20 protein-coding genes and 2 pseudogenes are annotated in these 25326 nt (G+C 47.2%); 8 read left to right on the top strand and 14 right to left on the bottom strand.

From position 1 onward, the window contains the following. Positions 1-29: 29 nt before the first annotated feature. A complete protein-coding gene (locus tag L4D76_RS15465) occupies positions 30-1364 on the top strand; it encodes an ABC transporter substrate-binding protein (RefSeq protein ID WP_428441794.1) in 1335 nt (444 codons plus the stop codon). 189 nt (positions 1365-1553) lie between these two features. Next, positions 1554-4388, top strand: coding sequence for a cation:proton antiporter (locus L4D76_RS15460; protein WP_428441793.1), 2835 nt, complete (start codon positions 1554-1556; stop codon positions 4386-4388). 37 nt (positions 4389-4425) lie between these two features. On the opposite strand, the gene L4D76_RS15455 is transcribed toward L4D76_RS15460, so the two are convergent. After that, complete coding sequence (locus tag L4D76_RS15455) at positions 4426-5412, bottom strand: universal stress protein (protein ID WP_428441792.1); 987 nt, start codon at positions 5410-5412, stop codon at positions 4426-4428. A gap of 228 nt (positions 5413-5640) precedes the next feature. Between L4D76_RS15455 and L4D76_RS15450 the strand changes: the two genes are divergently transcribed. The 4 genes from L4D76_RS15450 (at position 5641) to L4D76_RS15435 (ending at position 10132) form a co-directional block, all read left to right on the top strand. Then, positions 5641-6861, top strand: a complete 1221-nt coding sequence (locus tag L4D76_RS15450) for a cation:proton antiporter (RefSeq protein WP_428441791.1) — start codon at positions 5641-5643, stop codon at positions 6859-6861. 104 nt (positions 6862-6965) lie between these two features. Then, positions 6966-7745 (top strand): AraC family transcriptional regulator, encoded by a 780-nt coding sequence (locus tag L4D76_RS15445; protein WP_428441790.1) that lies wholly within the window; start codon positions 6966-6968, stop codon positions 7743-7745. 138 nt (positions 7746-7883) lie between these two features. Further along, the gene (locus tag L4D76_RS15440) at positions 7884-8717 is read left to right on the top strand and encodes a helix-turn-helix domain-containing protein (protein ID WP_428441789.1); all 834 of its coding nucleotides are present in this window, start codon (positions 7884-7886) and stop codon (positions 8715-8717) included. Positions 8718-9187: 470 nt separating this feature from the next. Further along, positions 9188-10132, top strand: a complete 945-nt coding sequence (locus L4D76_RS15435; RefSeq protein ID WP_428441788.1) for a DUF3179 domain-containing protein — start codon at positions 9188-9190, stop codon at positions 10130-10132. Positions 10133-10301: 169 nt separating this feature from the next. On the opposite strand, the gene L4D76_RS15430 is transcribed toward L4D76_RS15435, so the two are convergent. From L4D76_RS15430 to L4D76_RS15390, 9 genes are all read right to left on the bottom strand, one after another. Then, on the bottom strand, positions 10302-11180 hold the full coding sequence (locus L4D76_RS15430) for a LysR family transcriptional regulator (protein WP_428441787.1): 879 nt from the start codon (positions 11178-11180) through the stop codon (positions 10302-10304). Positions 11181-11603: 423 nt separating this feature from the next. Next, positions 11604-12416, bottom strand: a complete 813-nt coding sequence (locus L4D76_RS15425) for a nucleoside-specific channel-forming Tsx family protein (protein WP_428441786.1) — start codon at positions 12414-12416, stop codon at positions 11604-11606. Positions 12417-12488: 72 nt separating this feature from the next. Beyond that, the gene (locus L4D76_RS15420; RefSeq protein WP_428441785.1) at positions 12489-13661 is read right to left on the bottom strand and encodes an Ldh family oxidoreductase; all 1173 of its coding nucleotides are present in this window, start codon (positions 13659-13661) and stop codon (positions 12489-12491) included. 244 nt (positions 13662-13905) lie between these two features. Beyond that, the gene (locus L4D76_RS15415; protein ID WP_428441784.1) at positions 13906-15045 is read right to left on the bottom strand and encodes an arginase family protein; all 1140 of its coding nucleotides are present in this window, start codon (positions 15043-15045) and stop codon (positions 13906-13908) included. A 122-nt stretch (positions 15046-15167) separates the two neighbouring features. Further along, entirely contained in the window at positions 15168-16316 is a 1149-nt protein-coding gene (locus L4D76_RS15410) for an arginase family protein (RefSeq protein ID WP_428441783.1), read from the bottom strand. A gap of 283 nt (positions 16317-16599) precedes the next feature. After that, the gene (locus L4D76_RS15405) at positions 16600-18192 is read right to left on the bottom strand and encodes a hypothetical protein (protein ID WP_428441782.1); all 1593 of its coding nucleotides are present in this window, start codon (positions 18190-18192) and stop codon (positions 16600-16602) included. A gap of 214 nt (positions 18193-18406) precedes the next feature. Then, positions 18407-19642, bottom strand: a complete 1236-nt coding sequence (locus L4D76_RS15400) for an MFS transporter (protein WP_428441781.1) — start codon at positions 19640-19642, stop codon at positions 18407-18409. 120 nt (positions 19643-19762) lie between these two features. Then, on the bottom strand, positions 19763-19891 hold the full coding sequence (locus tag L4D76_RS15395) for a hypothetical protein (protein ID WP_428441780.1): 129 nt from the start codon (positions 19889-19891) through the stop codon (positions 19763-19765). A 190-nt stretch (positions 19892-20081) separates the two neighbouring features. After that, positions 20082-21473 (bottom strand): diaminopimelate decarboxylase family protein, encoded by a 1392-nt coding sequence (locus L4D76_RS15390; protein ID WP_428441779.1) that lies wholly within the window; start codon positions 21471-21473, stop codon positions 20082-20084. Between the two features lie 185 nt (positions 21474-21658). Here L4D76_RS15390 and L4D76_RS15385 point away from each other — a divergent pair. After that, positions 21659-21775 (top strand): annotated as a pseudogene (locus L4D76_RS15385) (IS6 family transposase); the annotation flags it as partial. A gap of 257 nt (positions 21776-22032) precedes the next feature. On the opposite strand, the gene L4D76_RS15380 reads toward L4D76_RS15385, so the two are convergent. The 4 genes and pseudogenes from L4D76_RS15380 to L4D76_RS15365 form a co-directional block, all read right to left on the bottom strand. Beyond that, entirely contained in the window at positions 22033-23940 is a 1908-nt protein-coding gene (locus L4D76_RS15380) for a methyl-accepting chemotaxis protein (RefSeq protein ID WP_428441778.1), read from the bottom strand. Continuing rightward, positions 23937-24194, bottom strand: coding sequence for a sulfatase-like hydrolase/transferase (locus tag L4D76_RS15375; RefSeq protein WP_428441777.1), 258 nt, complete (start codon positions 24192-24194; stop codon positions 23937-23939). Before L4D76_RS15375 ends, L4D76_RS15380 begins: the two co-directional genes overlap by 4 nt. 49 nt (positions 24195-24243) lie before the next feature. Beyond that, positions 24244-24363: pseudogene (locus tag L4D76_RS15370) on the bottom strand (IS6 family transposase); the annotation flags it as partial. A gap of 50 nt (positions 24364-24413) precedes the next feature. Then, positions 24414-24596 carry a hypothetical protein gene (locus L4D76_RS15365; protein ID WP_428441776.1) on the bottom strand — a complete coding sequence of 61 codons (183 nt, stop codon included), beginning with the start codon at positions 24594-24596 and terminating at the stop codon, positions 24414-24416. Between the two features lie 471 nt (positions 24597-25067). Here L4D76_RS15365 and L4D76_RS15360 point away from each other — a divergent pair, with 471 nt between their 5' ends. Next, positions 25068-25325 (top strand): hypothetical protein, encoded by a 258-nt coding sequence (locus L4D76_RS15360; protein ID WP_428441775.1) that lies wholly within the window; start codon positions 25068-25070, stop codon positions 25323-25325. Position 25326: the final 1 nt, after the last annotated feature.

Genomic DNA, 25326 nt, shown 5'->3' with positions numbered 1-25326 from the left:
TTGCTCCACCAGAGCCCAGGAGAGAGCTGATGAGTCAACATTTCAGGGAGCGATACTTCCTGACACAGTTTGTCCAATTCAGCCGACGACGTTTCCTTCGAGCCGCCGGAGCGGTTGGTGCGGCAGGAACTTTCTCCTTGTTGATGCCGAAAATACTTCATGCGCAAAGCCTCGGCCCTCCCCTTCGAATCGGTGTCTCCGGACCATACAGCGGACCGGCACAACATACGGGCGCGGCCTTGAAACAGGGCACCCTGATGGCACTGGAGGATGCCCGGGCAAAAGGGGAAGTACCGGTTGTTATCGATGGCAAGCTTCGTGATATTGATATTGTCTGGGTAGACAGCCAGTCCAACCCCGATACAGCCGCGAAAGCAGTAACTGATGCCATTACCCGCCAGGGTGTCGAACTGATGATTGGCGGCTGGCACTCTTCCGTCGCGCTGGCAATGATGGATGCCGAGGCCCCGCTAAAAATGATCCATATCGGCCATCTGGGAGCATCCCAATATATTGCGGATAAAATTAACCAGGATCCCGAACGGTATAAGGGATGGTTTAAAGGCTGGCCTTCACCACCGAAGCTGGCAGGCCTGTACGGTGAGCCGCTTAAATATTTTCTGGATCAGGGCCTGTGGAAGCCAGTCAATAACCGGGCCGCTATATTGGTCGAGGACAGTGCTTTTGGACGCGGCTGGGGCGAGGCGTTGCAGACCAGCCTGAAGAACGCCGGATTCGAGCCATTGCCCTACGACGTGGCAGCCCTGGATGAGACCGAATTCAGGCCTTTGCTGAACAAATACAAAGCGGAAAAGGTCTCACTGGTGGCGATGACGTCGACCGGTGATGTCACAGTCAGCAACTTTATCAGGCAGTTCCGCAGTCTGGGCATCAAGGCCTTATTGCTGGGTCACGGACTGCGTTGGTTCAATGATTGGTACTCAATGACAGGTGATGCTTCAGACTATGTGATCGCCATGGACTCTGCGATGCCGGTTGCGTTGTGGCAGCAGTGGTGGGTCAGGCGATTCAGAGCCCGATACAAGGAAGATCCCAGTATCGCAGCTGCCGGGCTCCACTACGACTACACCCGGATGGCAATCAAGGCCCTTAACGAGGCGGGAACGATGGATTTCGATACCTTAACCGAGACACTCTACCAGACCCCGTATAAGGGAGTCTGGAACCGCTATCAGTTCGCAACCAAATCCGGCCCTCATGCAATATCGGCCAACGAGGTGATGACCGGCAACTTTATGGAGGGATTTTACCTCCCTATGGCTCAGCTCTTTCAGGGACAGGCAAAAATAATCTGGCCGCTCAAATATGCCGAGCAGCGGTTCAGGCAGCCTCCCGGGATTTAGTTCAATCAGTCAATCAGTATCAGTATCAGTATCAGTATCAGTACCGCGAGTCGTATCAAAATAGAGCGGAAAAGCCATACAACAAACAGTGCAATAAACCATGTAATAAAATAAACCATGTAATAAACAGTGCCTGCAAAGCTGCTTCTGGTACACGGCAGGCAAGGATCAATCGTAGAGGCTCTTGCCATGCATGAAACATTTCTTCTGGTCCTGGGGCTCGTTGGCCTGCTTACCATCGCAAGCCTACTGCTGCCCATCGCCAATCGTATCAACTTTCCCTATACGGTGTTACTGGCCGCCGCGGGAAGCCTTTTGGGTGGCATCGTACTGGCGATGAGTGGCATTCAGGCGCCCGGAATACTGGGGGATTTCCTGGTTGCGCTCGAAGCGCTGGATATTACCTCCGATGCCGTTTTTTTTGTCTTCCTGCCTGCCCTTATCTTCGAATCGGCGCTGAATATCAATGCCCGCCACCTGATGGCCGATCTCGGTCCCATACTCCTGCTCGCGGTGATCGGGCTACTTATCTCCACCCTGCTTGTCGGCTTATCCGTCTGGTACGTTTCCGGTATCAGCCTAATAGCCTGCTTACTGGTTGGCGCCATCGTATCGGCCACCGATCCGGTAGCCATTGTCGCCATCTTCAAAAACCTCGGGGCCCCCAAACGGCTTACCATCCTGGTCGAAGGGGAAAGCCTGTTTAATGATGCCACGGCCATCGTGCTATTTACGATTCTGGTAACAATACTGACCAGCGGTGCAGAAGAGAGCGTGCTGTCTGCGGCCGGCAAATTTATGGAGGTTTTCTTCGGTGGCATTCTGGTCGGCCTGATCTCCTCCTGGCTCGTCGCGTCATTGATCGGTCGGCTGCGCAACCTGCCACTGGTCGAGATCACACTCACTATCTGCCTGGCCTATCTGAGCTTTCTGTTAGCGGAGCACTACCTGCATGTATCCGGCGTAATGGCCGTCGTCACTGCCGGTCTGGTGATCAATTCGTTCGGACGTACCCAGATCTCGCCCCATACCTGGCACACGCTGACCGAAACCTGGGAAGAACTGGTGTTCTGGGCCAATTCCCTGATCTTCTTCCTGGTGGGCCTGCTGGTTCCCAAAGTACTGGTCGATTTTACCTCTGACCAGCTACTCTCACTGATCGCCTTAACCATCACGGCATTCCTGGCCCGTACCGTGGTGCTGTATCTGGTGCTGCCGTCGCTGAATAAGCTCGGACTGGGACAGCAAATCAGCATGGCCTTTCGCACTGTGATGTTATGGGGAGGATTACGCGGCGCCGTCTCACTGGCACTGGCGCTGGTGATCCTCGAAACGCCGGGCATTGCCCCGGAAATCCAGGCTTTTGTCGCCTCTCTGGTCACCGGTTTTGTGTTGTTCACGCTTTTTGTTAACGCCCCGACCATGGGAATGATGATGCGCTTTTTTGGGCTTGATCAGCTGCCCCCCGCAGAGAAACTTATTCGCAACCGGGTCATGGCACTCTCGATAGGGCATATCCGTGAGGGACTTAAGCACGCCGCACGCGAGGATAAAATCAATCCGACAATCGCCACTGGGGTTGCTGACATTTACGAGCAGCGATTAAGCAGGGTTGAACACTCGATGGCACGAACTGGCCAGCAGCCCGATACCGTCACCCTCAGTGTCGGACTGAGCACACTGACCAACCATGAGCGTCACCTCTACCTTAAACGCTTCTCTGACGGGCTGGACTCAGCCAAAATCACCCGCACCCTGCTGTTCCACGCCGATGATCTGCAGGATGGCCTGAAAATTGGCAAGGTTGGCGGTTACCAGGAAACCATCAATACCGATCTGAAATTCGGTATCCTGTTTCATACAGCCATGCTGCTGCAACGGCATCTGAAGATCACTCGTCCCCTGGCGATACAGCTGGCCAACCGTTTTGAAGTGCTGCAAGTCACCGATACCGTGGTCACTGCGCTTATCAGCTATAGCCGGGAGAAGATCCCGTCATTATTTGGCGAGAGCCTGGCCCATGAACTGGAACAGTTATTAACCGATCGCCTGAAAATTACCCAGCAGGCACTGGAAGCGCTCCACTTGCAATATCCGGAGTACGCAGAAACGCTCCAGAAGCGCCATCTTGTCCGGGTCGCGTTACGTCTTGAGGAAGCCAGTTATCATCGTATGCTCGATGAAAATATAATCAGCCAGGAGGTCTTTAATGATCTGGTGCGCGAGCTGGACAAACGCAACCGCACCATGGATCGCCAGCCGCGGTTGGATCTCGGGCTGGAACCGGCCAAGCTGGTCGCCAAGGTACCGTTCTTCGCCGAGCTGGGGACGCACCGTATCAGCGAAATTGCCGCCATGCTCACCCCTCAGCTGGTCGTGCCGGGCGAACGGATCGTCACTCTGGATGAACCAGGTAATGCGATGTACTTTATCTCCAGCGGTGCCGTTGAAGCCGCAACGAAACACCAGAGCGTACGTCTTGGCAGCGGCGATTTCTTCGGTGAACTGGCATTGCTCACCCAGGAACCCCGCAGCGCCGATGTCACCGCTATTGCCTATTGCCAGCTACTCGTCCTGCAGGTAGAAGATTTCCAGAAAATAACGTCTGCACATCCCTATCTACAGGAGCGCATCACCCGGGTTGCCAGCGAGCGTCTGGAGCCGGAAAACCTGGTGGCAAAGGTTCCTTTATTTGCCGGGTTGGACAGCGATCATATTACTGAAATCGCCAGACAGCTAAAACCGCTTCTCGTCGCGCCAGGCGAGCATATCGTGCATAAAGGGGAGGTAGGCAGTGCGATGTATTTTATTGCTGCCGGCTCAGTCGACGTAACGAACAACCATGATCCCATCCGCCTGGGCAGAGGCGACTTCTTTGGTGAACTGGCACTACTGAATCAGGAGCCGCGAAATGCCGACGTCACTGCAGCCAGCTACTGCGAACTGCTGGTCTTGCAGGGCGACGACTTTTCTCCGCTTCTTGAGTCTAATCCCGATCTGAAGGAGCGGATCAGCAAACGTTAGGCGGTTATACCAATCGGGATAAGAATCCCGATTGGTATTATTCCTCAAGGGTAACTGGCGTAACAAATCCCTGCGGTTTAACCGCAAGTATCGAACAGTCGATTCGGTTAAGGATCGTTTCTGCCGTGTTACCCATCAGGAACCCGGGAATACCGGTACGAACCACGGTACCCATGACCACAAGATCGGCCTCAATCTTATCGGCGAAAAGCGGGATCTCTTTGCGTGGTGAGCCTTTTAGCAAATGAATTTGAGGTTTGAGATAGGCACAAGCATTACTGCCTAGATGATTAGTGAACTCTGCCACCAATCCATTCAAATTTTGCTGATGCTGCTGCTTGACCTTTTCGACATAGGCAACAACCTCTTCCTCCTTTTTATTCATGAATCCGCCTCGCAGAGAACTTTCACCAATAGCCTCCCATACATGAACAATGTGCAGCTCGGCGAATTCAGACAGTGCTAATGAACCCGCCATACCGAGGATCTGAAGATCGAGCTGATGTTTTGTCTCTGACTCTTCCGGTAGAAAAGAACTATAGAGATCCACCGCGGCTGCCACAAGAATACGGCGATAGGCTTTAGGTGACTTCGAATTGACTAACCATACCGGACACGGACATTTACGTAACAAGTGCATGTCATCACTGCCAAAAACCTGCGCCCGTACCCCATCGCTGCCAGCGGCCTTGACCACCAGATCACGCCCATTTCGAAGCACCTCGCGGATGATTTCCATAAATGGGATACCAATAAGCACTTTGATTTGAATGTCGAGTTTTTTGCTCCACGGAGCAATCAACTCTTCGAGTCTTTTTTCATGCTCGGCAACAATGTTGGCCTGAAGGATCTCGGGAGACAGGATATTATGAAATAACTTCAGGTTAGTCGGTATTTTTTCAATGACCTCAATAACGGTAAGACGGGCCTGGTTGTTGTTCGCCAGATCTACTGCACGTTCCAATGCTGCCTCGTTGGCAGACTCGGCTGTCGCGACCACAATAATATTCTTAAATCTCTCCATGTCACGGCCCTCTTGTTGTCAATAAGCGGAGTACATAGCCATCGCATTATGCGAATTGCATTTGCCATATTGATCTTAAAACATTCTCGGCATTGCTTTTCTATACCAATTTGAACGACTGAATTCATCAAGGCACTTTTTTGTTGATATAATCTTAGTTGAGTATCAGCAAACTGATCTGACATGTACGCGGTTTTCAACGCCATTTCCCGAATATGGACATCGATCATGGAACTCTTTTTTATCCTGCTCGTCCTGCTCGTAACCACGCGGATCTTCGGTGAAGTAGCCGAGCGGCTGGGTCAACCGGCCTTGGTCGGAGAGTTGATTGCCGGTATCGCACTCGGCACCGTCGCAGCCCAGTACGCTGAGCTTTTTCCCCACATCGCCGGACTAGACCAGAACCCCGTGTTCAACACAATCACTGATCTCGCCATGTTCTTCATCATGCTGTTCGCCGGTATCGAGCTGCAACCAAACAAACTCATCAAGTACTCCAAGGGAGCCTTCGTGGTGGCCGTCTGTGGCATGATACTGCCAATGACATTTGGCATGGGTCTGGGGTGGGTATTTCTGCCCGCATCAGACATCTTCCTGGCCCAGTGCATCTTTCTCGGCACCGCCCTCGCAATAACAGCAGTGCCCACTACGGTTCGCATTCTCATCGATCTCGACAAGCTCGAATCACCGTCAGGCCTGATCATCATCTCAGCAGCAGTATTTGATGACATCCTGAGCCTGATCCTGCTTGCCTGGCTCACAGCGTTCATCGGCGCTGGATCAGCCAGCGGCTTTGCACTTGGGCCGATCGTACTCAAGGTTCTCGCCTTTTTCGCCATCACCATCACTGTCGGCGTGTTCCTGTTCCCACTTGGTGCTCGCTTTATCCGCGGAATAAAGGAAAAAGAGTTCGAATTCAGTGCACTGCTTGTTGGGGCACTCGCCTTTTCTGTCCTGGCAGAAGCCCTCGAGCTGCACTTTATCATCGGGGCTTTTATGGCCGGTCTGTTCTTTGATCGCAAAACAATCGACGAGGCCACATACGACGACGTGCGCAACAAGACCTCCGCCATGACGTACGGCTTCCTGGCGCCGATCTTCTTTGCTTCGGTAGGGCTACACATGGATTTTTCTGCCATATACGAAGTTCCCGGCTTTGTCGCGTGCCTGTTACTTGCCGCTTTCGCCGGAAAATTTATCGGTGCCGGAGCGGCTGCTCGCAGCGTCGGTCTTTCGTGGCAGGAGGCAGCCGCAGTCGGGACGGGAATGAGTGCCCGGGGCGCGGTCGAACTCGTTATCGCAGACATTGCACTCAAGGCTGGACTCTTTGACGACTTCTCTGCCATGACACCTGTGGTCGAACACATCTTCTCTGCCGTTGTCATCATGGCGGTACTGACGACACTTGTCACTCCAATACTATTGAAGAAGATCTACGCGGGAACCTAATCCCGCCCGCCAATAAACCATTGCGCATAACACTATTGCCAAGCCTGCTGTTCAAGACTAAGTTAGCCTATCACTGATAATTAATGGAATTGGTATATGTCCTTATGAAAAAGGTCCATCAACCACTGTTTGATAACGACAATCCACCGGGCGATATCTTTTTTGGCCATGAAGTCTTTCTGCCAAATAGCACTACCCAGAAACACCATCATTCCTGGGGCCAGCTACAACTGATCAATGGCGGTATTCTGGAGCTGAATGCAGAAGGTAAACGGTTTTTGTCGCCATCCCAGTATGCGGTATGGGTACCTGCTGGTATTGAACATGAAAGTTATATGCGCCGCAGCATGAACTATTGTTCGATGAATATCGTCAGGCCCTTTGCCGACAATTTGCCTGATTACGCTTGCTTGTTAGAAGTGAGCCCGATCATGAACGCGATTATTAACGATCTGCGCGAACGCCGTATTGCAGTGCCCGTCACCGATGAAGATCAACGAATGGTGAGTGTACTTCTCGATCAGGTACTTTGTGCCAATGAGCACGAACAATTCCTGCCCGGCAGTGAAGATAAGTTATTAAAGCCAATTTTGACCGAGCTGGAGCGCGACCCAACCAATAACAAAACCCTGGCCCGGTGGGCAAAAGATATTCATACCACTGAACGTACTTTAGCCCGTCATTGTCAGGATAAGCTGGGGATGAGTTTTACCGAATGGCGCCAGCGGCGTAAATTTATCTACGCACTACACCTGTTGCGCAAGGGTTTATCCGTGAAAGAGATCGCCCTGACCCTGGGTTACCATCAGGCCTCGCCATTCATCACACTGTTCAAGAAACACGCACATTGTACACCAGAGCAGTATCGTAAAAGACTGGAATGAATATCCCATAGATTGAGGGAGACAAAATGCATGGAAATATTCACTCTGGCAATATTTTTAACCATTCCGAATAGGGCGGTCTTCGTTATTACACTAAAATGAAAAATGAAGTACATGCCTAACAAGTGTATAAAATACATGCCAAACCCATTAGAGTTATTTAAGCGCAATCGTTTCGCCAACACACTCCAGAAACACCGTAAAGCATTACATTTGTCACAAAATGAAATGGCCAGTCGCCTGGCAAATTCCCATATCCTGTTTAAAAACGTGACCCAGTCGATGATCAGCCAGTGGGAAAACGCGGCAAGTGAGCCCCCCTACATTAGACGAGTAGGCCTGGCAGCCTTCTTCCAGCAATCCTATCTGTTTGACGACAACGAACAGAAAATACTGAATAAGACATACCAGAATAAAACCGAACTGGACGATAGCGGACTGATCTACAACTATCCGGTAACCAGAATTGAGAAAACAGAGCTGCATAAATTAGCGGCCTGTGATCTAGCACTGATCACTGACGCCCACCAGCAAAAGTATCTTGAGACGCTTGAAGAGACACTCAGCTACCTTAATAGCAAGAATCCGACAGTGGTTACCTTCCTGCACCGCACAACCATTATTGGTCATTATATTTTGGATATGCCGGCAGCCAACCACATAAGAGTGCTTAGCTTTCTTGCTATCAACCCAGCCTGTTACATCAAAATGCTGGAGCATTTTCAACAACTGTCACAAGAAAAAAACATCACCATTCCAATGCCGGATCCGACGGGAGAACAGTTTTTTTCTGATATCTATTTCAACCGGGTTGTCTCGCCATCGGCCATTCCCTTTTTCACAGGCTCTCATCAACAGCTCTATCGTAATCCGTTCTGGAAGATCATCCAGCAAAAGAGCAACCTGGATTTCACCCGCTTACGATTTGAGATGCTAAAAACCCCCCGACTAAGTGAGACCGTGATCAAGTAAATATCGTTAATTAACTGAAAGTATTCCATTTTCAAATACATGAAAGATAAAGAAATACCATTTGATAGCGCTGAGACTATTATTCCGTTAATACGTGATAAGCATATTTTCCACAGCAGGGCATAGAAAAAAAGCAAACAGGATCTGTAACAAGGTCATTGGCTAGGTTTTGCTAGCAGGCTCTGCTCGTGAAATATGCTTTACCGATATGATTTTTTATCTGTTTTGGCTCTGGTAACAGAGCCATTTTTTCCAACGTTTCAGCACTCCCTCCTTTGCCGAAACGATGATCAAGGTATAATAGCAATCGGCATCCACCCCAGATCAAGCTAAAACATCGAAAGATCCCTCCCTGACCTCGGTCTGTATGATGAGTATCGCTATACCCAAACTACCTCAATACCTAAAAGCCTCTGAATTCTCGCTGAGCTCTGCATTTTGAGGTGGTTGGGGTAAATAAGGATTCATCCATGAAATTGCTTTTTATATCCCTTTGCCTTTTCATAATCGGTGCAATCACGAATCCGCTACTTGCAAAAGCCCTGAACGGCTTCGACCTTAGCCGTACGACAGTGCCCGCAATGCAAATATTATCAGGCGGCCCGCCAAAAGACGGGATCCCGGCCCTGCTCAAGCCGCGATTTATCTCAGGCTCTGAAGCTGCCTACTTAAAGCCAAATGACAAAGTGCTCGGGCTGAGCATTGATGGCATCAGCAAAGCTTATCCGCTCAAGATCCTCAACTGGCATGAAATCGTCAATGATCATGTAAACAATCAGGGCATAGTGATCAGTTACTGTCCTTTATGTGGCAGTGGCATGGCATTTGTGGCAACTCTCGGGGAACAAAACCTGACCTTTGGTGTGTCCGGGCTGTTATATAACTCTGATGTCCTGATGTATGATCATCAAACCGACTCTTTATGGTCCCAGATCCGTGGTCAGGCCGTCAGCGGCCCGATGGCAGGACGAAAACTGAAACAATATCCACTGCTTCTGACTCGTTGGCAACGGTGGCAAAAAACACATCCTGACACCCTGGTACTCTCGACTAACACTGGCTTTCGCCGGAACTATGATCAAGATCCTTATGCCGGTTACAGCCAGTCACCCAAGCTGTATTTTCCGGTTGCGAACCGGGCACCGGATCGCTATTCGCCCAAACAACTGGTACTGGGGCTAAAAGGCCAGTCCGGCCAGATCGTTTTCCCGTTATCAGAATTACGGAAGCATGATCAAGAGAGTTTCACTTATATCTTTGAAAATCGGACCTACCTCGTGCACTGGGATAAGCAGAATGATTCCGCCTGGATCACCGATAATAATGACAATCAACAGTCTGCCACGTTGCTGTACTGGTTTGCCTGGTATGCCTTCTATCCTGATACAGCAATTTTTACGGCAAAAGAAAAATAGTCGGTGACAGAGTTGTAACCTGTTCCCTCAAGGAACCAATATAAAAGGTCAGTTGACAGCCTTTCGGAAGATCACAGTTAGGGTATTTGGGTTAAGGCCGATATTGCTATAATTTATTGCTGCTAACGGTTGAAGTTCAGCAAGGCTCGTTTTATCTAACTTGGCGACTTTAAAGCCTGATTTGTTTTAACAACTTCAATAAGGCTTTTGCCGCCGGGCCTAACGCCTGCTGGGTTGACCATGCAACATCCACTCCTTGCCGCCATGGCTGAGATTCAAAATCAAGCGCAAGCCGGGTCAGGCTTCCCGATTCTATGACATCACGTACCATTTCAGCAGGTAACGCTGTCCAGCCAATCCCGCTTCTGGTTAACTGCATAGCAGAGATTGCATTTTCGGTTTGCCAGACCGCATCAGCCACCCTCCACCTCTGCTGATCCTGGCCATAACGCCCGGTTACAAGGATCTGCCGATGCTGTTGTAAATCTTGCCAACTTACCTGCGCATAAGAAGCCAAAGGGTGATCAGCCGCCACAATACACCACATTTCTAATGCCCCAAGTCCATAAGCTTCAAAACCCGGTTGCAGAAGTTCTAGTTGCAGCATCACCGCTATTTGGGCACGCTCTTCTGCTATCAGCTTTAAAATATCTCCAGAGCCAGCACTTAAGATTTCAATCTCCACATGAGGATATTGAGTTTCAAAATCTTTAAGCTTATCGGCCATCACCTGAGTTATCGCCATCGATTCGACAACCAGTGTGATTTTCTGTTCGACACCAGTTTGAAATTCATCTGCGGTGACCAGTAAAACGCCGCATTCATCAAGAATACGTTTAGCTTTAACCAGCAAAGCCTGACCATGTGTCGTTAGTACCGGTGTCCGTCCTTTGCGATCAAACAAACTAAGATTCAAATCCATTTCCAGGTTCGCCACAGCGCTGCTTATCACCGACTGTGCTTTGCCAAGCCGTCTGGCACCTGCCGAAAACGAACCACTCTCTGCCGAAGCCACAAAGGCTTCCAGTTGTTCAATTGAAAACCGCACCCTTTTTCTCCCCTCGTCTCTAGTTTCTAGTTTCTAGTTTCTAGTTTCTAGTCTCTAGTCTCTAGTCTCTAGTCTCTAGTCTCTAGTCTCTAGTCTCTAGTCTCTAGTCTCTAGTTATACTATCTATTTTAGCGATAGTTACTAACTTTATAGCATCATCATTGTAGGTAGAATGAGTCGCATATTACAGGGCGTGTTACTAGGCCCTGTTGATGGACTTTGAAGCACGCTCCCACAACGTTAACCTTAAAATAAAAGAATAAAAAAATGCTGAAACCTTATGTAACCTTAATATTTTCAGGTACTTTAGGTAACAGCATTACTGTAAAACAGATCAAAAAGCTCCGGAAGGATCTGGGGCCAGTTAAATGGCAATAAAACGTCACAAATAAACTAATAATCAATAACTGCGTTGATTGTTACTTAAAACTTGTATGATGCAGAGAAGTAATGAGTAAAGCCCGTCGATTCTAATTCTTTGGAATCCTTAGTCATATACCCATCTTTGACATAATCTAGGCTGTAACCCAATGCGTACCGCTCTGAATGCCAGAAAATACCATTGGACATGACACCGCCTTGTTCTGCTATAAACTCATTGCCATATGTATCTACATCAAACAGCCAGTCCATGTAACCTTGATACGAGATATAACTATCGTTATCAAAGAAATAAAATGGTTTAAACCAGTTCATGGAGAATTGGTAACCATTCCATTTTCCTTCTTCTTCTTTGAAGAATTCGTTATTTAATGAGTGACGAGCATATAAGTTCATCCCCACTTTACCAAACCAGGGGACCTGGACATCAGCCCCAAGACCGATTAGCGTATCAAAAAACGGATCACTGACGTTGTTAAGGTTAGCAATATATAGTTCTTGCACAGGACCGAAAGATAAGTCTTTCCCTGTCATGGCATCTAATGACAGGCGGGGAGCAAGCTTTATAAACACATTTGAACTGTCGTGCCTATCACTGCTCGAAGAGTTGGTGATATCAAATATATCAACGTAACCATAAAGATCTAAGAATCCTGAACGACCACCAAATTCTAATTCCAGGAAAGTATCGGTGAAACCATCCGGGCCATGTGGCTTCTGATCGATTACATGCCACAGGTTAAACTGCTTCCATTGGTAATCATTTTTATGGATGCCGTCAGAATAGTCTGCCGCATGTGCACCAGACGTCACGCAAGTGGAAAAAGCGATTAAAGCAAATAATGATTTATTCATAATTTTCGTTCTAATTAGTTTTTTAATTATCTGAGCCCATGAGGCTGGGCTCAGTTCATCAATTAGTAATCGTTACGTGCGCATCGTTGCAACTGCACGTTCTGCACCGACTTTTGATTCCCAGCGCGCATTAATTTCATCAATGTTGCAATTGTGGCGTTCCAAAAAGGCTTTAAAGCCTTTCCAGTGAGAATCCATCACTTCATGCTCAGTTTTACCTTCACGCATTGCGCGCAAACCCCACTCGTCTGGGATATAAACTTCAGAAAAACCTTTGCGTGGACGATTTTCTTTAATGGCACGGACAAAGCGGTCGCTTTTGCGTTTTACTTCTTCGATTGGGCCAAAGTGGCTAGGATCGATAACCAGAATGTAAGAACCACCAACCGGGCATGGCGCATCTTCTTTGAGGTAATCCGACGGCATTGCAGGGAGATCTGAACAAATGACTCCTTTCGGATTGATGATCGCGGTCATCGCTTCATTCCAAAGGTTCAGCGAATACAGGCGTGGATTGGTAAAATTCCAAGGTGCCTTGCAGTCAGCAACTCGACCGTAGCCCGGGATCAGCTCTCCCCACTTACGGGCATCAGCTGTCAGTTCACCAGTTTCCGGATCTACCAGCAGAGGGGCTTTCAGATCGCGATCGTTCAGAATGGCATCAGAGATATCGGCATCATAACCTTCACACAGTTTCACCGAGGTTACCAACGGCAGTTCTTCCCCACCAACACAAGCGGCGTCAAACGGAGGAACAGAAATACCGAAATCCATACCACCGAATGGTGCCGATAGCGGAACTGAGTTATTTGACGTCATGGCAAACATGCCGACTTCCATCGCCATTTGCGAGTAAGAAGAGAATGAACCGGCGTCACAGTGGTTATGACCATATACAATAGCAATACCATGCTCGCGCGCTTTTTCGATGGCCTTTTCAGCCATCATTTTCACGGTATAGTGACCAGATGACTTGTTACCATTAAAAACAGCCCAAGTCGGTCCTTCAGACTCCATTTCCGGCTCAGCTTTAGTGTTCAGCACACCGGCTTCATACGGGATAGTAATCGCTTCAATGACGCCCAGCCCCTGATAGATTTTTCCCTGCATGCCTGCCCGCAGCAAGTTATCAGCTACCGCATCGGCATGCGGTTGTGATGCGCCAACATGTTTCCAGCCTTCAGATACAACGAAGTGAAAATACTCGTTGTCGAACATTGTCGTTGGACTACTTTGCGTCGTCATGTTATTCCCTCTCGATACTTCTTAAGAATGAATTAGTTCTGCAGTACACCTACAGACCATGAGTTCAATCTAATGAATTGAGGCTCGGATTATGAGTATCAAACCGTTAACTCAGGTTACAGTTACCCAAGTAAAGAACTATTGGTTAACTTGGTGACGCAATATTCTTGTGATGGCGAGAGGAAAGGAAAAAAGCGAAAAAAGGCAGCTCAAAGGCTGCCTTCTCTACAGTGACAAAGCACAATTAGAATTCGATATTACGGCCAAAGTTCATTGGCCAATTAGTTGGACGCTTGATGCCTTCGCGAATATGACGACACTCGGCCAGCCAGACCAATAACTCCCAGCCAAATGCTGCGGTCAGCAACCCATCTTTTTCGTCGCTATTCTTCTGAGGTGCAAACTCAGCAATATCAGCCCCAACTAAGTTTATGCGCTTGCTAGCACGCAACTTACGGAAAATATCATAGTACATACGTGCAGACACGCCGAAGGGATCAGGACTTGAGTTCGCGCTATGGTCAAGCAAATCCAAGCCATCAAGATCAAAGGTCAGATAGACTGGACGGCCATCACCTTGTTTTTCCAGGATCTGGTCAACAATATAATCCACACCTAAATCATAGATTTCATCGGCTAGATAAAAGTTACCCCCTATCGCTTTTGCTTTACCTTGCTGAGTGGCACACCAGCGACCACGCATCCCCAGGCTGATACTCGATGTAGGATCAATGGCTCCTTCTGAAGCGAGTCGGCAGTACCAGTTACCGGAATAAGACTCATAGTCGAAATCTTTACGGGTTAACAGATCAAAGTGACCGTCTATGTGGAGTAGTGAAACAGGACCATGAACTTTAGCCAAGGCTGCAGGGGCCGGATAGGCTACCGTATGATCACCACCAAAAAAGAAAGGCGTACAGTTATGGTTGATCACCATATCATCCACGACTTTCTGGATAGCTCGCATCTCTTCATCAAGGTTAAACTGCCCCAAACCGTCCCAGTTGCCGTAATCAATGATATTGCACAACTCAAACGGCATGGTGCCATCCTGATGCATCATTCCCATCCCCGTTTTCGATGCTTCACGGATAGCAGCCGGACCAAACTTGTGAGCGCCGGCATTCGGTGAACACTTATCGACGGTCAGACCATACATAACAATATCTGCGCCCTCAACAGTGTTTATATAAGGGGCACCATAGGCTCCAACATGTTGTTTGCCCAGTAGACTGTACGCTTCAACGCCTTGCTCAGACATACGCTGTTGCATTGGTGCAATGTCATCATTGATATAATAATCAGCGTCAGATTTGTTCCAATAAATATCTTTGTATAGTTCTAACTTCTCTGCTGCGATTTCAATCCGTTTTGGCTCAAACATTTCACTTTCCTCTGGTTAGCAATTTGTGACTATAAGGGAATTAAGCTATGGCAATTGCACGTGTAGCGATGAAAAACAGGTTAATCTTGGGAAAGCCCGCAGAGTGCGGGCTTTATATAGGCTTAGAGTGAAACCGAGCCAAAAGCCAGTGGCCAGACGGTAGGTCTGTTTTCACCATTCTCTTTTTGTTTTTCATCGGCCAGCCAGCACAACAGCTCCCAACCAAATCCCGCGGCTATAATTCCATCTTTGTCCGTCGGATCAGTATCTGGCGTATATTCAGCAATATCAGCACCAACCAGATGAACCTTGCCTGATTCTTTAACTTTACGAATGATCTCATACACTTGAAAGTGCGTTAAACCAAATGGATCGGGGCTTGAATTGGCCCGGCAATAAGCCGTGTCCAGCGCATCCAAATCAAAGGTTAGGTAAGTCGGTCCACCATCACCGCAACACTCGACGATCTTATCAATGACAGGCTGAACACCATGGTCCCAGACTTCATTGGAAGTAAATGCTGTCGTGCCAAAGGCAATGTGATTTCCCTTCACCATCGCCGTCTGGCGACCGCGCACTCCAATTTGTACCGTACGTTCAGGATCGGCGTGACCTTCTGAGTACAACTTAGGTAACCAGTGACCAGAGGTGTATGGATAATCGAAATCTGCACGGGTTGACAGATCATAGTGAGCATCAAAATGGATAACCCGCAATGGGCCATAACGCTCAGCCAGGGCTCTCATTGTTGGGTATGGGATGGTGTGATCCCCACCAAATACCAATGGCGTCAGCTGTTTCTCCACCACCAAGTGGTTCATCAGTTCGATTAACTGTTCAACTTCAGCTTTCAACTCAAACTGCCCCAGACAATCCCAGTTTCCGTAGTCGATGATCCGACATTGCTCGAAAGGAATTTCGCCATTATCGCCGACCGTTCCCATCCCCATCTTACTCAGGTGACGCAGTCGCTGGGGTGCAAACTTATGCGAAGAACCCGTTGGTGAACATTTTTCGATTCCCATACCGTAAATAACTAAATCAGCATTATCGGCATCTTGAGAAAAGGGAGCCTGGTAGAATCCCAAGTAGTCTTTATTAATAAAACTCAGCTGTTCAATCCCTTTGCCACCGCCCTGTTCCTTTAACCGCGCCAGGTAAGCAGCAACCGCTGGGTCAAGGTTATCCGCCGCCGAAACGTTTTCCCAGATATGCTTGTACTTGGCAACCCGATCCGGCTCGATGGCTGGCCATTTTTTTACTTCAGGCATTTGTCGTATCTCCGTACTGAAAGCAATCATTGAAGACAGGAGATCGCTTCCTCCTATCTATTGAAATCAGTATTGCGAGAAATGGTGCGACGCGGATAGTGTGTTACGGTTTGTATCCCAGTAACAGGCGGGGGATCTGTTAAGGCTGCCTTGTTATCATTAAGCCGCCCCTATTTCTATTTATGACATAGGCTGCCTTGAGGAAAGGGGGATCCACGGATGGTAAGCTGTAACTCAAATGGATATACCCCGCCAGGGACATATTCTGGCGAGGTTTTGCATCCTAACTATTTCGAATTTCTTTTAATGCAATAAACAGCATCTCTGCGAGTTCGGGAGCCACAACGTAGCTGGTGATCCGTTGCTCGGCTGTCTGCTCAAAGTCAGGACAGAGATTTAATACCTGCTGATAGGCCAATTTCGCTTCTTGAACCAGGCCTTGTCGCTGTAGTGCCGCAGCCCTAAGCAGAGGGGACCAAAACAGCTCAGTATGTGAAAACTGATCCAACTGCTTAAGCGCTACTTCAAATTCACCACGCTTAAAGTAATACAGATAATGAGCCAAATTAAACCAGGCTGGCTGGTATGCATTAAGGCGCATTGACTCAGTCATCAACTCCATACCGCGTTCGAATTTGCCTGCCAGACACAAAAGCTGCCCGGCTAATCCAACCATGTAAGCGTTATTAGGGTTTAGCTCAACCACGTGTTCTGCGCTATTGATCACACCAGCGGTATCTGCTTCTGCCTGGTAAAGCAGAGCCTGCATCATCGCCGTCCCTTGCCTGTTGGGCTCCATTTCAATTGCCTTATTCGCATATTGGATGGCGGTTTCCCTTGCATTCGGAATATCCGCAATACCTAACGTATACGCATCAAGATGTAAAACGGCTAAGATCGTCCAAATTCCGGCATGTTCAGGTTCGTTCTGATGAGCTTTCTGGGCGCACAATAAAGCACTATTGAACGTTTCCTTGGTAAGCGCCATTAAATAGTGGCGATACTTTAGGCTGGCCTGGTAATAATTCGGCTGGCACAACGCATTCTCGTTAGTAATATGCAGCTTGTAAAGATAACGGTGTATTACCCCGAAAGTACTCGCTATTTCACCTACGACAGAACTGATCACTTCATCCAGCATCGAAAATAAGTCATGTTCCCTGTAGACAAAATCATAGCGCTCTGCCCAGATTTGCTGCCTAGTATCACTACGTTGAAGCCGAGCATGGACTCTCACTCGCTCACCCAACTGGCGAATACTACCAGACACGATAAAGAATGTTTCATCCAGCCGATCCTGAAGAGATCCTTCGTCTTGTTCCATGCTAGCGGCAACATTCAGATTGTCAAAGCGGCTCAGTTCAAGGCTGATCTCGTCACTCAGGCCGCCACACAAAGACACCAGTTCAGGATCACTGGCATTGCAAGTAAAAGGAAGTACTCCAACCTTGGGCACTTGCCCGAATTGGTCAGCCTGGAGAGCCACTCCTACTTGTTCTTTTTCCTCATCGGTGTCTGCACTTAAAAAACGGATCGCATAGGAGCCCTTGGGGATATCAAATATTACTGTATCGTCTTTACCCAAGGTTAAGTAGTAGGTAGCAAGAGCTCGGCGTAAACGCCCCATTTGAACACGCACGATAGGATCGGATTGAGCGTCAAAACTTTGATCTCGTCCAAAAACTTCTACTGCAATAGTAAACTGCTTGAGGCGGTCACTGCGTCCGCCGATCTCCTCTTGGACCACATAACGCAGCAAGTCACACATCCTGGGAGCGTTAAGAAAAATCTCACTGCACGTAATTTTGTCAAGCTGCTGATGTATCGCCGACTGAATATCAGCCGACTTTAACGTTGATAAATCGATAGGATGCAAGCTTTCTCTCCGCGACGGCTATAACAAGGAGTATATTACACAATTGCAACAACAAGGCCGACCTGTATCAATTCAAAGCTCTAATCAAAGGAAAGGCTTAAACAATAGAGCCGATTCGAAATAAACGGTCTAATTAGTTAGCTGATCTAGCTGTCTAGGGGTTAACCGGGGAAGGTGCAAACAAACCCCGTTAGGGCTTGTTTGCACAGGTAAATCAGACTAATTGAGCTGCCACTGCCCTCTGGCGGTGACGAATAGTCAAGGCTGCAAAAACAGCGCCGGCAAAAAGAAAAGCCGCCACAATGTAGGCAATAGACTTCCAACCAATCCCTTCAGCGATAAAGCCTGAAGCTGCGTTGCCACCGGCATAAGAAATCGAGATGGTAAACATCAGAAGGCCCTGAGTCAGCCCCGGGCCAACACGTGACAACTTGGCAACCGTAGACGGTGTTGTCATATCCCAGACGGTAATTGACATAACAAAAAGTACCGACAGCCCCAGAGGAATATAGGCAGCAACGGCGGAATCACTCAAGGACTGCAGATACATCGCCATCATAGCCCCACCGGCAACCAAAGAGAACAATACCCAAACTGCGGTACTTCCGATGCGTTTGACCAGAGGCTCGACAAACATAATCAGGAAAAATCCAGCCACAGCGGCTACCGACAGAGCAACCGATGATTCGGCAGGCGCGATGTCAAACACCTTTTCCATGTAGTTCGGATACTGCCCCATGATCAAGCCCTGACCCGCAACCAAACAAAAGATCGCCGCCATAAAGAGACCAAACTTAGAGAACAGGATCTCAGTCAGACCAACCTTACTGGTACCTTCTTCTTCACTGGCTGAAGCTATCTTCTCATTTTGTCGTGCAACTAACGTCGCCTGTTGTTTATTGTTCGCCGCAGTGATCACGAGCAGAACCAGCACGACAGCAGCAATCAATGCCATCATCTCGATATAGCTCCACCCTGCTTCCATCAGCGATGCCAGCACCAATCCGGCAATAATTGAACCTAAGACATTCATTTGAACCAGTCGGGTCAGCTTGCGCGTCTCGGTGACATGATCATAACCGGCAGAAACAATAAACAAAGGGTTCATCATCAGCAATGCAGCTGAACCCAAACCAAAGAAGAAAGCCCCGGCGCACATCATGAAAAAGCTGCTGCCCGCGAGTATGTAGAAAGCAAAGGCGATCAGGTAAAAAATAAAACCCGAGTTTTGTACTTCCCGATGGCCTTGATGCTTATCCGCCCAGATCCCCATCAGAGGTGCCAGCAAGCCTGCCAAGCCAAAAACAGCCATGGCGATACCCACCAGCTCGGCACTGCCGGTCTTCTCCAGGATGAAAAGAGGCAGAACAATGGGAATGAAAACAATTTGGACAACGCCATAAGTGAAGTGCGAAAAAAACCACGCATCAATACCGATTTTCTTAAACATAATGAGAACTCCTTAACTATATTTTTTGCTCTCGCTGAACTTGCGGTGGAATGTATCAGAACAAGTAAGGAGTAACTGTGAGCTAAAAATCTCGCTAACCACCCTTTGTGGCGGCCAGTGTCAAAAATACTGACGCCAGATTTTTTCCTCCTCAAATAGATTGATATCAATCAATCCATGCCTGCTTTTATTGACATTAGAGGCAAGAGATTTAATCCCGAATTCAATATCGTCATACGGCAATTCCATAATTCACTCCTCTATTAACAGACTCTCGAAATAACCTTTTGCTATCGCTTTTTCGGGTAACGGATACGCTCAGGTAACCGTTCGTTACTCATACTTTTTTGCTGATTGTTATCATTCTTCAGATGAAAAAAAACCAGCCTTTCCCAAGGCTGGTTTAGTAATATCTTTAACGCTTTTCGTGATTACACGACTAGCGAACGATCTCTGCCTTCAAGCGCTCTGGAAAGACTTGTGTTGCAAATACGTCTTCAATCGTTTCAGCTCTTTTAATCAGATCAACTTCGCCATTATTTACCAGCACCGTCGCCGGACGAGGCAGCGAGTTGAACTGACTTGCCTGAGATTCGGCGTAGTGGCCCACGTCCATGATCGCCAGGATATCATTTCGCTCCAGCTCCGGCATTTTAGCCGCACCGGCCCACAAGGATGGAATACAGATAGGACCAACAATGTCAGACGTCATTGTCAGCTCGTCATCCATCTTCGTCGCTGGCAGTACCATGTTCTTGGACTCTTGGGACTCAACCAAAGTGGCCAGGTAAGTAGACGCATCACAGGTAGTATAAGCAAGGTCCGCATCACGCTTCACCACATTGACCGATGTCAGCAGGGTACCGATGTTTCCTGCGATATAACGTCCCGGCTCAAGCCACAATTGTGGAATTGGGAAGTCAGCCTTGGTGAACTCATCGAGCATCCCCTGACAGACTACTTCTGCGTATTGCTCTATGGTATTTGGGTTTTGTTCAACACCACGGGATTCCGGATCACGCTCACGAGGCCAGCCGCCCCCTAGATCAACCATAAATGGTGTCACATCGCACTCACGAGAAATTTCAATCACGTCTTTCGCATATTGGCGGTAAAGTGCTTCCCAGCCTTCAAGTTGCTTACCAAATCGGCCCAGGTGAGTGTGGAACCCGTAAAATTCAAATGCGGGAATTTCTTTCACACGTTCAATGATCTTAATGGCCGTATCTTTGAGCAAACCAAATTTAATCCAGCGCATCGCCCCAAGAAAATCAGGGAAAGGATAAGCATCGGCAACATAGTCTTTAAAGAAAGTATCAGTAAGCACTTTCAGACGTACACCGATTCGAACGCCAGTGGCACCCAGCTCGTTGGCGATCTGTTCAACGATTTCTATCTCTTCATAAGAATCCAGGTGGATCGCATAACCGTACTGAATCGCTCTGCGGATTGCTTCTTCGCTCTTCACCGTACCATTCAAAGCTATACGTTTCGGATCGGCACCACCAATGAATGTTGCTTCTACTTCGCCAGGACCGAAGCAATCACCACCGATGCCTTCTTCATTACAGATTGCACGTACTGCAAAGTTAGTATTAGCTTTGATGGCAAACATCACGTTCACAGGCTGCGGCCAGTTACTTTCGAAAGTAGCCTTTAGTCGACGTAAGTTGCTGCGCAGTGTGTTCTCGCTCAGGACGAACAGAGGGCTGCCATGCTGGGCAACCAAGTCAGACACTTTACAACCGTCAATCATCAACTCGCCATTGTCGGTAACACTCAGTTGATCCGTTTGTGTGGTTACGGCTTCAAGCTGTTTTCTATAAGACATCAGAGATTCCTCATACTTATCAAAGAATGCACCAAAACCGGCAGGGGCCGCATCTGGCACGTTATAAATTGATAAACATTCTAGAACCTGAAGGCTCACTGATAACATCACTCAGTGTCAATAATATTGGCAGCGAAGCTAGCTACAGGATACTTGCACTTCATCAGGTCCTGTCGCAGGCTGCAGAACGAGGTATCAAAGTTGATCACTCAACATTGAACCGCTGGGTGATTAAGTATGAGCCATTACTGGAGCAGCGAGCACGCAGAATAAAGAACCCGGTGGCTTCTTCGTGGCGGGTGTAGAGCTGTGGTCGATGATTAAAAACGGACAGCTCAACAACCCTGAAGGTTTATCTGTTTGGGAGCAGTTTTATGCGCTGGCAGCCTAATTGTATCTGAAAATCAGTACGCTTGTACTTCAGCATAACTTTGCGACAGAACCGATTATTCTAAGATGACAAAACAGTTTATCGAGCAGCAACCAAAAGATGCTGCTCGTTTGTCGAAACCTCCATATACCTATGCAGACTGACAACTTTCTTTGTCGAAGAGTCTTTTTATTGCAACCTGAATTTACTGACAACAGATTTCAACTGACTGTTCGCAGCAGCAAGGTTGATAGTTTCATTTGTTGTCGCTTCACCATTTACTGATAGCTCACCAACGATTTCACGAATGGCGGTCATGTTACGAGTGATCTCATCAGTCACAGCGCTCTGCTGTTCGGCAGCGGTAGCAATTTGCGCACTTAAATCATTGATGTGGGTCACAGCTTGATCAATGGTATCCAGGTCATTTGCCACCAACGTTGAGTTTTCTACTGTTCTCTCGCATGTTGATTTGGTGATACTCATAGCAGTAATCGCCGCATCTGATCCTTTACGTAATTTTTCCAATGTTTGCTCAATTTCTGCAGTGCTGACTTGTGTTCTGGCCGCAAGTGCTCTGACTTCATCAGCGACGACGGCAAAGCCTCTACCTTGCTCTCCGGCACGGGCGGCTTCTATGGCGGCATTTAACGCCAATAAATTGGTTTGATCTGCGATTTCACCGATGATAGCCAGTACCTTGGTGATCTCCACGGTTTCTTTGTTGATTTCGGCAATACGGACAGAAGTGTTTTCGACTTCCTTCACCAGTTGTGAAGCTGTACTTGTAGCTTCGGTCACGACAGTTTTTGACTTGGAAACTTGCGAGTTTGTATTTTGGGTGAATTGGGACGCTTGTGATGCGTTATTCGCGACATCACTCGCAGTGGCACTCATTTCTTCAATGGCAGTAACAACTTGTTCGGTCTCAGTAGAGTGAGCGGTCAATACCTTGTTGTTTGCGTCTGTTTGGTTCTTAAGTTGCTCGACGCTACAAGAAATGTGCTCTGAAGACTGGGACACTTCCAGCATCAAAGATTGTAGGTTGGCGATAAAGGCATTGATACCTTCTGATATTTGGCCCAGATCATCATTGCTTGTTACAGGCAGTCGTCGAGTGAGATCGCCGTTGCCTTTTGACAGATCGAGTACGACTTCTTTGAGTGACAGGATTGGACGATATAGAGTATTTAATATCGCAATGATAAGTAAAGTGGCGACAGATATCATAACTAGTGAAGATATAATCGCACTGGTTAGCGCTTCATCGACTGCTGCATAGGCAACGGACTTATCAATTCCGATAAAGAGATACCATGTCTTGTCGTTAAGGAGCGTTATTTCATGGGTGAAAGATAATTTATCAACGCCATTCAGCGTATAATCCAAAGTGCTCTCATCTTGGGACAACATTGCTTGCTGCACATTGGACATACCAACATCAGCAAACCGGGTCCCAACGGTTAGGGAAGAGGAATTGGAAGCTAACGCCTTTCCAGTTGCGTCTACAATTGCAGTAACCGCACCTGGGAAATGAACACTTTTTACGGTGTCAATTAAGATGGTTAGCTCAATATCACCCAAAACAGCGCCACCCTTAATGGATTTTACCAAAGAAAGGACAGGTTTTCCGGTGCTTGCTTCATTGTAGACATCCGTTAGTTCTAAACCATTTGTTCTTTTGGCTTGTTGATACCAAGAGCGAGTGCGAGGGTCGTACTGTTCGGGATCTCCAACACCATTTTCCCATGCGCCACCGTTTATGTTTGCATACGATCGCCCATCATCAAATCCGTAAAGTACCGTGGGAATATCGTTGGCATCCACAGTGAGTTTTGCTGTTTCTACATAGCGTTCACTAGATTCCCCAGCTTTATAATGGTTAGCCAATGAGTCAATTGCGCGCGCTTTACTCTGAAACCATGTCTCAATTTTATTTGCTTCATACTTGATAATGGATGTTGATGTGGCATTAATGCTTTGAATCGTATCGTCTTTTAGGTTGATGTAAGACAACCAATTCGAAACGAGTAGACACGCAGTAACTAAAAATATCATCGAGATGATTATTGTTCTTTTAAATCCTAGTGACTTCATTTTTTACCTTCGGCACTTGTTTGATCTGAATTTGGGATAAAAGTAGCCTTTGTCCCTAGACGAGAAGTAAGAAGAGCAGCACGAGATGGAGAACTAACAGGTGAGAAAACGTAGAAGTCAGTGAAGTTCTGACCTTTCGCTGCCATTTTGTCAATGTTCGGTGTTTTGTATTTACCGCCATTTGCGCTGATATTTACATAATCATAATCATCCAAGTAAACGACAATTACAGTTACAATATGCCGCCGTAGCATGACGAAATATAGTCATTTAATGCTGATAAATGGCTGAATCATGCTTTCATTGACCTTTGACGTTAATGTATGTCTCGTCCATCCGCCACGAAGGGGCGACAGGCTTCTTTCTTCGACGAGACCGATGCTCCAGTAAAGGGGTGTATTTAATGACCCACCGATTGGCGGTCTTTATGGTAAAATAGTATTTATATCTGATACTTCTGGGTGCTAAATCATTTAAGATATGTTTTCTAACATAATAATAAGTTCGCCTTCAGTTTTAGGCTCCGTCGCCAACTGAATTTCTGGTGAAGCACCACCTCTTAATATGTAAACTTTGGTACCACAATGGTCATAGTGATACCAGAATCCATTTACACATACATCTGTATAGCACTTTGTGTCTTGTTTTAACTCCATAATTTAACCTTCCTCATTACTTCCATTTAATGGCTTATTTAACACTACACTAAACAAGATAAGAAAATCAAAAATAATCAGAATTAAATAGATCCTATATTTACCATGTTGGCAAAGGAAGGCAGAAATTAGCCACTTATTAGCATTAAATAACTATATGTCCCTATTTTATGGTGGCACAATGTTATTGTTGAATAACATAAACATTCCGAGATATTACACAGGAAATAAAAACCACGTGGTTTTAATATATTTTATGAAGGATGGTTATTTATATGCCAATAAAATTGGCCATATTAATTTTATTGAAAACCATGTGATGAGCGTTTCCGATGTTATATATTCCATGACTAAGAAAAAAGACATTTCCGACGCACCCAGTTTTAAAAAAATAACAACACCCTTCATATTAACTAATGCAATTCGCATATTATTTGGCTCGTTAATTTTCAAGTACTCATGGAGGTGCGTATGGGGATTTATATGAAATTATATATATTTATCAATAGAGAAATGATCTGTTTAGCGACTAGCAAAGCAATGGAATACGCGAATCATCTCGATTTTTGGGAAACATTCCACCCCTCAGATCCTTCTGCTAAGTATGTTTTAACTCTTTGTTCAACTGATAAGGGAAACTTTGCTTATCGCGAAGTTTCTGAAAAATCAGCGATGGATTTCTTTCAAAGGACAAGGGGTCCTGTCGCAATCTGGAGCAGTAAGTTATGAT

The sequence above is a fragment of the Photobacterium sagamiensis genome, from assembly GCF_050337085.1.
GTDB classification, from domain to species: Bacteria; Pseudomonadota; Gammaproteobacteria; order Enterobacterales; family Vibrionaceae; genus Photobacterium; species Photobacterium sagamiensis.
The sequence above is the reverse complement of the archived record's forward strand: the minus strand, read 5'-3'. Positions and strand labels throughout refer to the sequence as shown.